This window comes from Arthrobacter sp. SLBN-100 (genome assembly GCF_006715305.1).
Classification (GTDB): Bacteria; Actinomycetota; Actinomycetes; order Actinomycetales; family Micrococcaceae; genus Arthrobacter.
The window spans coordinates 243,525-255,703 of the sequence record NZ_VFMY01000002.1 but is presented as its reverse complement, the minus strand read 5'-3'; the positions used below and the strand labels follow the sequence as shown (position 1 = coordinate 255,703).

9 protein-coding genes and 2 pseudogenes are annotated in these 12,179 nt (G+C 59.5%); 5 read left to right on the top strand and 6 right to left on the bottom strand.

From position 1 onward, the window contains the following. From FBY31_RS22380 to FBY31_RS22370, 3 genes and pseudogenes are all read left to right on the top strand, one after another. A complete protein-coding gene (locus tag FBY31_RS22380) occupies nucleotides 1-603 on the top strand; it encodes a recombinase family protein (RefSeq protein WP_142046021.1) in 603 nt (200 codons plus the stop codon). A 456-nt stretch (nucleotides 604-1,059) separates the two neighbouring features. Further along, nucleotides 1,060-1,374: a hypothetical protein gene (locus tag FBY31_RS22375; protein ID WP_142046019.1), complete on the top strand. Its 315-nt coding sequence runs from the start codon at nucleotides 1,060-1,062 to the stop codon at nucleotides 1,372-1,374. Between the two features lie 235 nt (nucleotides 1,375-1,609). Further along, nucleotides 1,610-2,094 (top strand): annotated as a pseudogene (locus FBY31_RS22370) (recombinase family protein); the annotation flags it as partial. Between the two features lie 538 nt (nucleotides 2,095-2,632). On the opposite strand, the gene FBY31_RS22365 reads toward FBY31_RS22370, so the two are convergent. Then, nucleotides 2,633-2,818, bottom strand: coding sequence for a hypothetical protein (locus FBY31_RS22365; RefSeq protein ID WP_142046017.1), 186 nt, complete (start codon nucleotides 2,816-2,818; stop codon nucleotides 2,633-2,635). Nucleotides 2,819-3,110: 292 nt separating this feature from the next. Further along, nucleotides 3,111-4,179 (bottom strand): annotated as a pseudogene (locus FBY31_RS22360) (IS110 family transposase). 376 nt (nucleotides 4,180-4,555) lie between these two features. Here FBY31_RS22360 and FBY31_RS23620 point away from each other — a divergent pair. Then, nucleotides 4,556-4,684, top strand: coding sequence for a hypothetical protein (locus FBY31_RS23620; RefSeq protein WP_268815665.1), 129 nt, complete (start codon nucleotides 4,556-4,558; stop codon nucleotides 4,682-4,684). Between the two features lie 15 nt (nucleotides 4,685-4,699). Further along, nucleotides 4,700-4,906, top strand: coding sequence for an aldehyde dehydrogenase family protein (locus FBY31_RS22355; RefSeq protein WP_235013261.1), 207 nt, complete (start codon nucleotides 4,700-4,702; stop codon nucleotides 4,904-4,906). Nucleotides 4,907-5,064: 158 nt separating this feature from the next. Here the strand turns inward: FBY31_RS22355 and FBY31_RS22350 are convergent, their stop codons facing one another. From FBY31_RS22350 to FBY31_RS22335, 4 genes are all read right to left on the bottom strand, one after another. After that, nucleotides 5,065-7,806: a branched-chain amino acid ABC transporter permease/ATP-binding protein gene (locus tag FBY31_RS22350; protein ID WP_142046015.1), complete on the bottom strand. Its 2,742-nt coding sequence runs from the start codon at nucleotides 7,804-7,806 to the stop codon at nucleotides 5,065-5,067. A 60-nt stretch (nucleotides 7,807-7,866) separates the two neighbouring features. Beyond that, a complete protein-coding gene (locus tag FBY31_RS22345; protein WP_200833502.1) occupies nucleotides 7,867-8,601 on the bottom strand; it encodes an ABC transporter ATP-binding protein in 735 nt (244 codons plus the stop codon). Nucleotides 8,602-8,656: 55 nt separating this feature from the next. After that, entirely contained in the window at nucleotides 8,657-9,934 is a 1,278-nt protein-coding gene (locus FBY31_RS22340; protein WP_142046013.1) for an ABC transporter substrate-binding protein, read from the bottom strand. A 355-nt stretch (nucleotides 9,935-10,289) separates the two neighbouring features. Beyond that, entirely contained in the window at nucleotides 10,290-12,056 is a 1,767-nt protein-coding gene (locus FBY31_RS22335; RefSeq protein WP_142046011.1) for an AMP-binding protein, read from the bottom strand. Between the last annotated feature and the right edge of the window lie 123 nt (nucleotides 12,057-12,179).

Genomic DNA, 12,179 nt, shown 5'->3' with positions numbered 1-12,179 from the left:
GTGGCCGGACAGCGGATCGGGTACGTGCGGGTCAGCACGCTGGACCAAAACGAGAAGCGCCAGCTCGAAGGCCAGGTTCTGGACCGGGTCTTCACTGACAAGGCTTCCGGCCGGGACACTGCCAGACCTGAGCTGACGGAGCTGTTGCGGTTCGCCCGTGACGGGGACACCGTCGTCGTTCACAGCATGGACCGGCTCGCCCGTAACCTCGATGACCTGCGCGCCCTCGTCCAGAACCTCACCCGCAAAGGTGTGCGGGTGGAGTTCGTCAAGGAGAGCTTGGTCTTCACAGGCGAGGACTCCCCCATGGCCAACCTTATGCTCTCCGTCATGGGGGCATTCGCTGAATTCGAACGTTCCCTCATCAGGGAACGCCAGCGGGAAGGGATCGCCCTGGCCAAGCAGCGCGGCGCGTACAAAGGGCGAAAAAAGACCCTCACCCCGGAGCAGGCGGACGAGCTGGTCAAGCGGGCTGGCGGCGGCATTTCAAAAGTCGTTCTTGCCCATGATTACGGGATCAGCAGGGAGACGGTCTACCAGTACCTGCGCCAGGCCAGGCTCGCGGGATCCTCCTCCCCCGCCGAGCCGCCCTTCTTGCCGTAGCTTTACGGAATATCAGCTATCGGCCTCGCCCCAGCCTCCCAAAACGCGGGGCAACGAGAACTCGTGGTGTTTGCTCCCGTTCATGATTCAGAGCGATTGAATGGGAGTCGCTATGATGACGTGTCTCGTCGTTCTAAATGGGGAAAAATGAATACTTCTCGCGCCATCGCCGGAGCCCTTTTTCTGGGCCTTGCTCTCAGTTCCTGCTCGTCTCCGGCTCCGCAGGCGGCGCCAGCTGCTTCGATACCGCCAGCTGGCACGCCGACCGCCACCCCGACACCCACTCCAACACCTAGCCGCAACGTGAACGCTCGCGGCCAAATAATCAAGGCAGCCGGTGAGACCGCGGCATGGAAGGGGAATAAGGCGACGGACACTCCCACTTTGACCTTCAAGGTGACGTCGATTCAGCCCATTACATGCGACGCGCCTTACGCGACTCCTCCGACAGGGACCATGATCGCGATCAACGTAGAGATCTCAACTACGAGCGATTTCATCGGTCCCTTGGTTAGTAGCGGTCAGGATTTCATTAGCTTTGACCCTTACCACTGGAAAGGCTACGCCGCTAATGGCACGCGAATGAACACCGTCGATTCGGGTAGCAGCCAAAACTGTCTCGCCGACAGGTCCCGGCTCCTACCCACAGAGATCAGCAAGGGTGAACAACTGAACGGCCTGGTCCTCCTCGACGTAACTTCACCTTCTGGCGAAGTGTCCTTCGACCCATTCAGCGCCGGTGGCTGGGTATGGTCGTACCCTGCGCCGTAAACTCCGTCGTTTGGGAAGGCTAAGGCAACCCTGCTGGCCGTCCATCGACAGGCCCGGAAAGAGCCCCTTTATCTCTCTTCTGACCGCAGCTTTATAGAATCTTTATTATCGGCTCTTTAAAATGGCCGGGGGCCTGCAAAAGGGGCCGTTTTCTGCCGTCATTCGTGGCATCTTCGCTTGGAACCCCTTGACTCAAGATAGCTCAGCCAGCATCCTACCGGGGCCGGGGTGCGGAGACCGGGTCTTCACGGACAAAGCCTCCGGCCGGGAAATCGCCAGGCCGCAGCTCACGGAGCTTGTGGTGTTCGCCCGAGACGGTGACACCGTCATAATCCACAGCGTGGACCGGCTCGCCCGCAACCTCGATGACTTACATGGTCTCGTACAGGGCCTGACCCGCAAGGGCGTGCGGGGGGAGTTCGTCAAAGAGAGCCTGGTCTTCACCGGCTAAGACTCCCCCATGGCTAACCTCATGCTCTCCGTCATGGGCGCCTTCGCCGAATTCGAACGCTCCCTCATCAGGGAAAGCCAACGGGAAGGCATCGCCCTGGCCAAGCAGCGCGGCGCCTACAAAGGACGCAAAAAGACCCTTACACCGGAAAGGGCCGCCCAACTGGTCCAGCGCGCCCGCAGCGGTGTCCCGAAAGCCCTGCTTGCCCATGACTGCGGAATCAGCAGGAGACCGTCTACGAGTACCTGCGCCACGCCAAACTGCAGTGAACCGCTCCCCTGCCGGCGCCGCCGTTGTGCCGTAGCCCCCGCGGCCCTAGCTTGATGGAAGGTCCATTAACGGCTCGGAGTAGGTGTGAGACGGGCCTACGGAAAGGTTGATCGAAGGGGAGCCGTGAACGTAGCTGGCAGGCCGCGTTATTCTCTCACTCCCTAAGCTGGTTAGGTCAAGGCCTGATATCGTCCTGTCGGCGCCGCCGAGTCGCGCAAGCCGATCAACCCCCTGGCTCGAGCTCGCTTTCTGGCAAGAGAGCAGCGACGCGAATCAGCTCATGAGACGTAGGGACTCACAGTCACGAAAGTGGAAAAGTCTCCTCTCGTTTAAGCCGTCTCTGGTCCAAATAATGAGTCCGTCGTTGGTACTGGACTCAACTGTTCCGACGTAATCCCCGATCCCCGGCACTTGAAGTGACACGACGTCCCCTGGCTTGATGCTTGTCCAGGCCAAGAGGGGGTGCTTCTCCACCTCTTCAAGATGATCTTCTTCTAATAGGTACGGATCACTTGGTGTACGCATGCCCGCTCTCCTTCATAGCAAATCGCGTTCCATGGTGAATCCGAACGGGATATCGGGGGTGAGGGCGATCGAGAATGTTGTGAAGTCCATCCTGGTCACGAGAATGCCGCAATCCGTGGCCTTCTCGCGCAGCAGTGAACTCACGTGCTCCAGCTGTCGGTCCCTTGACGAGGCGTCCTCGACTTTGACAGTGAGCATTGAAGTTAGTGCCGGCAGAGCTTTCTCTCCTTCTTTCAACTAAAGCGTGCGGTTCGTTGCGGCATTATTGCGGCCGTTCGCTTGGGGGAAAATGAATTCCTGGCAGGTTGGCCATCTGGTGCAAGGCGCCGCTGCTGGTGAGTTCACTGTCCAAGACCGGCAGCTTCCATGAAGCAGCTGGTACAGCTCAGGGAATCAATCTGCTAGTTCAGGTCAGCCTGCCGGTTCCCGAGAAAAGTTGCCTCAGGCAATAAGCTTCACAAAAGGCCGGTTATCGACTCTTCTATGGTTGTCAACGGAGCGATGGCATCAGGCTGTTGGCATTGAGTGTGCGGTAGATCCGCCGGGCGAGGTAGCGTTTCACGCACCGTCTGATCTCTTTCTTGGTTCGCCCTTCTGCCTGCCGTTTTGCTGCATATGCGATGGTTTCCGGATCGAACGCCATCCTGGTCAGAGCGACCATGTGCAGCGCTTTATTGAGGGTCCTGTCGCCGCCGCGGTTGAGCCTATGGCGGATGGTATTTCCGGATGACGCGGGAATGGGGTTGACTCCGGCCAAGGCGGCGAAAGCTGCCTCGGAACGTACCCGGCCCTGATGAGACCAAGCGGTGAGACAAATGGCTGCCGTGACTGGCCCGAAGCCGGATTCCTGCAGCAGTGGCGCGGCTTCGCTGACCTGAACCAGTTCGCTGATCCGGGAGCCGTTTGCTTTGATTTCACCATCAAGGTCGCCGATGCGCTTGGCGAGCCTAACGGCTTCGGAGCGGGCTACCGATACCGCAAGCGGTTCTTCACGGGCCCGCCACCTGGACACCTCCAGTATCTGGCTCCCGGTCAACGAGCTCCGCGCATCCAAACCCAAATCATTGGTCCGGAGCAGTGCGGTCAACGCATTGACTGTCCTGGTCCGGTCGGTTGTCATCGACTGACGTGCACAGACCAGGACCCGCAAGGCTGCGCGGACCCCTTCGTTCAACCGCGGCCGGCGCAACTTATTCTCTTCCAAGGCAAGGACGGCAGAAGCGATCCGGTGCGCGTCCAGCGGATCCGACTTTCCAACCCCACGACGGGGCATGGCATCCATGCGAGTGGCCTCGGCGACCTGGTAGCCAGCAGCTGCGACAGCGCCGGCCAGCACGGCACCATAAGAAGCCGCGCCCTCAATTACCCACAGGGTGGCCAGATCCGCTTCGGTGCGACGGGCAACCCAAGCAATGGCACGTGATGCCGGCCCCCGTCGCCGGGAAATCCCGGCTATCAATCCGTTCACCGCTGGGCACGGCGATGATGGCGAAGACGTGCTTCCGGGCGTGGGTGTCGACACCCACGACAAACGGGTGGGAATGCGCAACGATTGTCATAGCGGTTCTGGCACCTACCTCTTTAGCGGACATGGTCAGGGCCGTTACGGGCCGGTACCAGTCCGGGTAGAGGTCACTTCGGAACAGCACTGTGACGAGCCACGCCCCCGCGCGGAGGCGGACAATCTTCTGATCAAGTCACCGAGGTGGGCCGGGCAGGTGCCGGCCGCCCAACCCAGCAGACGGACATGTCGATAACAGGACACCCGAACAGGAGCCGGGGCCAAGCGTTTAATGAGTCACGACCGCCGGGTGGAACGGCCTGCACTTACTCTGCCAGCCAATCCCAGACCAGCCACTCCAATCCTCACAGGCGTTAAAAAAGGGGCTGGGCGAGTGGCCATCAGAGGTCATCGACGACTTTCTGGACAACGGAATGCGGCAATCTCCGATGATCGCCTCACGCATCGCCGAGACGTTTGCCCGCTACCGGCAAGAAGCCCAGCGACAGCCGGACGCCAAAGCGGCGCACGACGCCCAGGTGCGCTTTAGGGCTGAACGCTGACATCCCTTTCGGGAAATCTTTGGATGGGTCACTTCCGTCACGACCTTCGCCACTGAGGATGAGGCGGTCCGTCTAGCCAATGCCAGTGCATATGGCCTCGCCCCTTCCTCTGCAGCCGACACTTCAACCGCTTCTGCGCATGGTGGAACAGATCGAGTTCGGAATGGTGGGCTTCAACGACGCCCCCTTCTGTGGCATCAAGCAATCAGGCCTCGGCCGTGAAGGCGGCTCCCAGGCATCACCTAATACACCACCACCAAATACATCGGCATGGCCGACCCATATACAACCTAAACCGGACACCCAAGGAGAACTATCTAGCGATGGATTGGGAAGTCCGATCAGCCCGGCCGTTCAGACTCGCCAGCCGCGTGCAGACGCTAGCTCGATGATTCGAAAATCGCGGTCTCATCGGCTTCAGTAGCTTCATCGCCTAAATAGGCGGCAATCGCTGCCTTATTGTTCAGCACTTCCTCCGCCGCGCCTTCAGCGATCTTTGTTCCGAAGTCCATGACCACGATTTGGTCACAGATACCCATGACAAAATTCATATCGTGCTCAATCACGAGGATGCTGATACCTCGGTCGCGAGCCAACTTCTGCAATACGACCGCGAACTCCGCCGACTCGGCATCGTCTAGGCCTGCCACAGGTTCGTCAAGCAGCAGGACCGACGGGCGTGCGGCCACAGCCCGGGCAATGGCCAACAAACGTCGTTGTCCGTAAGATATTTCCTCTGGTAGCAGGTCCAGTGAGCCCACCAGCCCGAAATCATCTAGCACCTCTTGCATATGATCGTCGAGCCTCGAGCCGCATGCAGAGATAACGTTCTTGATGAGGCCCCGAGCGTCGTGTCGGTCAGCAGCGGTAAGCACGTTCTCGCGGACTGTCAGATCCGGGTACAATTCCAGACTTTGGAAGGATCGAACCAATCCCGCACGCGCCCGCTTATATGCGGGCCAACGTGTTAGGTCCACGTCACTCATCCTGATTGTGCCACCACCAATTCGAGTGAAGCCAGTCACTGCGTCCATGAAAGATGTCTTGCCCGCACCATTTGGGCCGATAAGCCCGACGATCTTTCCAGGAGACACAGCGAGCCCAACCGCATTGACGGCAATGTTTCCACCGTAGCGAACCGTGATGTCGCCCACGCTCAGACCCTTTGGCAGTGGTCGAGAAGTATCAGAAGTCGCATCGGTGGCATTGACCTTCACGCCAGTGTCGCGATCCGTCCGGCCCAGCTTTGCCAACCCGACCGACACATGAAAATCCCACCATCGCGCAACTGCACTAAACGGCTTAAGCGCATCATGTACCCAGCCATGGGGGCTTATCAGGATCGTCAGCAGGAGAGCGACAGCGCCGATAATCGGCAGCCACGAGGTGGTCTCCGGGTAGTTCAGGGAGATGATCGCCCCCAGCGAGCCTGGGGACAACGTAGCCCCGAAGAGTGGCCCGAATAGATATCCCACGCCCCCAAGTACCGAGTAGGCCATCATGCTGATCGAACTTAAGGGATCGTAGCCACCGAAGGCGATCGCCTGCGACTGGAAAGAAAGCACGATGCCGCCCACTCCCGCTATCGCGCCTGCAATGCCGAAGCCGACCAGTTTTCCACCCAGGATGTTCACACCGTTGGACGCAGCAGCCTGCTCGTTGTCCCTAATGGCGAGAAGCATTCGTCCTACGCTGCTGCGGCGAAGTCTTGCGACACCCAGTGCCAGCAAGACGAACATCACGAACGCGAACACGGCATAGCGCTGGGGATATAGGACAGGGTCAATACTAAAGCCAAGAATCGTAGGGGACTCGACTAGGATCCCTCCGACGCCACCGGCGAAGCTCGTGCTGGTGAAAATAAGGCTATACGCTGCCACAGCAAGTCCCAGCGTTACAATCGCCAAATTGACGCCTCGAGTTCTCAGCGCTGGTACCGCGAATACGAGTCCGACGATGGCAGCGCCGACGGCTCCGATAAGCAGCGCTAGAACGAAGGGCGTGCCGGCTTTAGATAGTTGAGCGGCAATTAGCGCGCCGAATCCCGCGATGGCGTACTGCGCCAAGGAGACCTGCCCCGTGTAACCAATCAGCACAATGAATGACAGCAAGATCGTTGCGACTGCGATTGTGCTGGTGAGTGCAGCGAGCCAGTCGAGTGAGTTCACAGCGGTTAGCAATGCGATAACGCCGGCGCTCACGATAAGCAAAGGTATCCACCGTACCCGGCCCGAACCCACTCGAGGCAACCTATCCGACGAGTGGCCCCGAAGAGGCAGAGCGGAACCCTTCACCATCAGGCCAATCACGATGACGAGGAACGGCAAGGCATCCGGGGCGCCAGGGACATTCACAAACTGCGCGGTCTCAGATTGCGCAATTCCGATGCCAACGGCGCCGATCAACGTGATCGGGAATGATCTGAAGCCACCGATCAGCGCTGCGGCCAATGCAGGCACAACGAGAAGGGGGAGCGTTCGAGTGTCCAGCTGTGAGATGGGCGCAATCAGGATACCTGCTAGCCCTGCTAGCCCTGCACCAATAGTCCAGGTCATTCCGGATACCAACTCCGGCGACCACCCCAACGTCGAAGCCAGGCGCTGATTCTCGGATGCCCCTTCGGCAATCCAGCCCAGACGAGTGAACCGCCAAACAACGGCAATGATCGTCGTGACAACAATTGCGATGAGCAGCAACCACAACCTGTCCGACGAGAAAGACACGCCACCGAGGTGTATCGCACTGGACGGAAGAATCGATTCGACCGTCTTCGGAACAACTCCCCAGATCTTTGCGCTAACTGACTGGAGAAGCAGGAGCACTCCCATGGTGGCGATCAGCCGAGTGAGCGCAGAGGAGTTGCGCAGCCTACGCAGAAGCAGCTGGTCGGTCGCCAGACCAATGAGCGCGGCGATCACTACTGCCAAGATGAGACTCGCCGCGACCGGCAGATCGCTACCGCGAAGATGCGCGTACACATAGCCACTGAACATGGCGCACGCACCATGCGACAGGTTGACTACCCCGGCGCCTCGGAAAATCATCACCAGGCCCACGGCTAGTAGCCCAATGATGGCCCCGGGACCCAGACCGATGATGGCAAACTGAAGTACTTCACCCATCTGAGGCTACCCATCCCTGGCCGTTGAAGAGGACGTGCCAATGGGCACGAGTCAGTGTCGTCATGCGTTTTCCTTACTCATTCCGCTATCGGGTGATACGAGGTACTGGGCCTGAATTTCCGCGATGTTCTTACGTGCAGTTGCCCCGTCCATGGACAGCGTCACCCGGCCGCGCTGCATGACATACACGCGATCGGCAATATCCAAAATCCGATGCACATGCTGCTCGACAATGAGTGCACCCAAACCTTTGTCGGCGGCCTGTCGAATCGCCCGCAGAAGCACCCCAACAGTCATGGGTGCCAATCCGAGGGAGAGCTCATCGGCAATCATCAGTTCGGTATGCGAACTAAGCGCACGGCCGACTGATAACATGCGTTGTTCTCCGCCCGAAAGCAGGCCGGCACGTCGATCAAGCATGCGACGCAATTCAGGAAAGGTGTTTAACGCGCTGTCGCGGTCATCGTGCCGAGACAGAGCAAGGTTCTGACGCGTCGTTAGCCCGCGGAAAACACCGCCGTCATCGGGAACGAAGCAAAGTCCCTTTCGGGCCAGTCGATGCAATGGAAGCTGTGCTTTCGCGCCCTGCCAGAGAACGTCGCCCTTGGCCGGCTTCAATTCCCCAACCATCGTCAGTAGCGTCGTGGTTTTGCCGGCGCCGTTGGCCCCCAACACCGCTACAACTTCGCCGCGCCTTACCTCCAGGCTGACGTCGCGGATTGCCAATCCTGATCCATAACCAGACGAAACCTTCACCGCTTCCATCAGGGGAGTGCTTGAGTCAGTCGTAGTCACCTGATCGTCCTGTCACTAGGTCCGCCGTTGGTCCGGAAAAACATATGCGCCCACATCATCGACCCGATGTCAGTTCAAGCGTGTCCGCGACTTCACCGGCAAGCGTGTAGTCATTGTTGCTGGCATCCCACTTCCACAGGTAGGCGTCGGAGTTGAACACACGTTCGTATTCACCCGCGCTCGTCAGTTTCGTAAAATCGATGTCGGGGATAATCCCCCCCATGCTCACCTTTGCGGTGGGAAGCGCTCCGATAACGCTAGTCGGAGTGACGTCGCCTTCGATTGTTCGCGCTACCTGAGCAAGAGCTTGCACTCCAAGCCATGCCGCCACCCCTTGGGCTTGCATGTCCGCAGGATTAGTAGAGGAGTATGCAGCGTAGTCGCTACTGGAAGCCTGGAGGTCCGCGTAAGAATTAACCAAGCGCTCCAACATCGGCACAGTTGTGCTCTCGCTCAACGGCCTGAACGTCGCGCCAACGTAAAGGTTTTCCTCTGCGCTTCCAAGACCGTCCCATCCACCCGCGCCCGAGAGGCCCAGTGCAGTACAGATTGCAAAGTCGGCCTCAACAGCGCTGGCCGCCTTCACGAACGCCTGCGGCCCTGAGCCAAGCTGCATAATCACTACAATGTCGGCACCCGAGGCCTGTGCCCTTGCAACATACGGCGAAAAGTCTGAAACAGTAGGCGGATTAAATATAGGGTCGTTCCACTTCAACCCCGAGGCTTCAGCGCTCCGTTGCATCAGTTTGGCGAACTGCTCGGAAGCAGGATCTTGGAAAGCAACCAACTGTACGACCTTGCCACCAGTTGCTTCCGCAATCGGGGAACTCGCGCACGGGATGAAGCTACCTGTTTCCCAAGTCAGCGGAAACGTATTCGTCCCCTGATATGCCTCGACGAGCGGACCAGTATTCGCTATGTCGGCGATGTCAGCATCGGCGAAGATCTTTTCCACCGCTGCACCCTGGAAGACGTTGTTCATACCAGCGACGGCGACGACCCCATCCTTAACGAGCTGGCGAGCACAGGCAAGTTCTTGGTTCGACCCGTACTGAGTGTTGCACGTGACTATCCGCACGTTGCGACCGTTGATGCCCCCGTTCTTGTTGACATCGGCAGCGGCGGCCTCGAGTGCCGCCGGTATTCCACCGAGATCGGCCTGAGGCGTTCCGATTGGTGCCATGGTCCCGATAAGGATGTCGTCTGACGATCCAGCAGTGCCATCGGGTGATTCGCTTGCATCGGTTGAGCAGCCTGAAACTACACCGCCAACAAGCAGGAGGGTGAGAATCGTGCTTATGTGAGTGTGGCGGGACGCGAAAATTTTGGTCATGTCTCCCTCATTGCAGACGTGGATTTATCGGATTAAAGACGTGGATTTATCGGGTAATACGTCGAGGTGCCGGCACCAACTGGTGAACTGAGGCTGGCCAAGAAAATGTGGCCGCGAGCACGTTCCCAGATGCTATGCCGTAGTTGACTTGAAGTCAATCAACCATGTCGGCTCACAAGAAGCTTCCGCTTAGCTGTGCGTTAAACAACGGCTTTAGAGGCCGTCCGAGGAGTGCGTTGCGTAGCGCTTGAAGTCTCTGGTCCTGTTGAGGAAAAGCAGCTTGGGGCGCCTGGCTTCGATGGGAGCACACGCAACACGCCGAGGCCAAAGATTCCCCATGCATGAGCCTCCGCCCTCAGTTGTCGACCTCCTGTCTCTGCCGCAGTAGTTCGTCGCTGTACTCGACCCCGAGGTCTTGACTATCTGGCTTGGCCGTTACGATCCCGCCATGTGTATGAATCTGTTCTTCCCGTCGGCGCAGTTCGACGCGGCGAATCTTGCCGGAGATTGTTTTCGGCAGCTCGTGGAACTCTAGGCGCCGGATCCGCTTGTATGCGGCGAGCCTGTCCCGGCAGTGCTGGAGGATGGAACGGGCGGTTTCCTCGTTGGGTTCCCAGCCTTCCGCGAGCCGGACATAGGCCTTGGGGACTGCCAACCGGATGGGATCGGGAGAAGGAACCACGGCCACCTCGGCGACGGCCGGATGTTCCATCACAGCGGACTCGAGTTCGAAGGGGGAAAGGCGGTAATCGGAGGCCTTGAACACGTCGTCATTGCGCCCCACGTAGGTGATGATGCCGTCCGCATCGCGGGACACCAAGTCACCCGTGTGATAGATGCCGTCCCTGAAGGCGTCGGCCGTCCGCTCCGGATCGCCCCAGTAGCCCACCGTCAACCCGACCGGCCGGGGATCCAGGCGCAGGCACAGTTCACCGGCTTGTGCGGACTCCTCGCCCGTGTCCGGGTCGATCAGCACGACGTCGTAGCCCGGCAACGGGCGGCCCATAGCCCCCGGGCGCACCGGTTGTCCCGGGGTGTTGGCAACTTGCAGGGTAGACTCCGTCTGCCCGAAGCCGTCCCGAATTTGGTTGCCCCAAGCCTTCTCCACCTGGGCGATGACCTCGGGGTTGAGGGGTTCGCCGGCCGCCACGATCTTGGTTGGCGGGTTTTCCAACTGGGACAGGTCGGCCTGGATCAGCATACGCCAGACGGTGGGCGGTGCGCAGAAGCTCGTGACGCCCTCCCGGTCCATCTGGTTCATCAGGGACTTTGCATCGAAACGGCGGTAGTTGTAAATGAAAACAGTCGCCTCAGCGATAAACGGAGCAAAGAAGTTGGACCAAGCGTGCTTGGCCCATCCGGGGGAGGCGACGTTCAGGTGCACGTCCCCGGGCTCGAGACCGATCCAATACATAGTGGAGAGGTGGCCCACGGGATAAGACGTATGGGTGTGTTCCACGAGCTTCGCCATGGAGGTCGTCCCCGAGGTGAAGTACAGCAGCATCGTCTCATCTGCACGTGTCGGCTCCTCGATGCGGAAGTCGTGGGGGGCGGCGAAGGAGTCCTGCCAGTCGTGCACCGCCCGGTCAGTGGTGCCGCCTTCTATTCGGGCGCCGATCTGCACGATATGAAAGTCGCCGGGGACGTCATCGAACTTGGCAGCCTCAGAACCGGCGGTGACGACCCAGGATGCTTGGCCGCGTTCGACCCTGTCGGCAAGGTCAACTGGGCTGAGCATCACGGTGGACGGGATAACGGGCGCACCGATGCGGATGCAGGCCAGCATGGTCTCCCAGAGTTCGACCTGGTTACCCAGCATGACGATGACGTGGTCTCCGCGCTGCATACCAAGGCCGGCAAGCCAAGCGGCCACCTGATGAGAGCGTCGGGCTAATTCCCGGTAACTGCGCCGTTCCGCAGAGCCATCCTCCTCAACGATTACCAAGGCGGGCTGCCCCGCGCGGGCCCCGGATGCGATGTCATCGATCCAGTCCGAGGCGAAGTTGAAGTGCTCGAACCGGGGCCAGGAAAAGGTGCGGTGGGCGGTCTCCGGCTCGGTCCGGCAAGCCAGGAGCTGGTCGCGGGCCTGGCGTAGGATCTCGGCGGGGGACTGGTCAGACATGGGAACCTCTCCGGAGGCCGACGGGAACGTTACAACGCAACCTTCAAGTTGCGTTGGACCGTTAACGTCGACTGCCAAAATTGCGTAGGGGCCTTACAGGAATTTCACATCGAATTTTTCGTG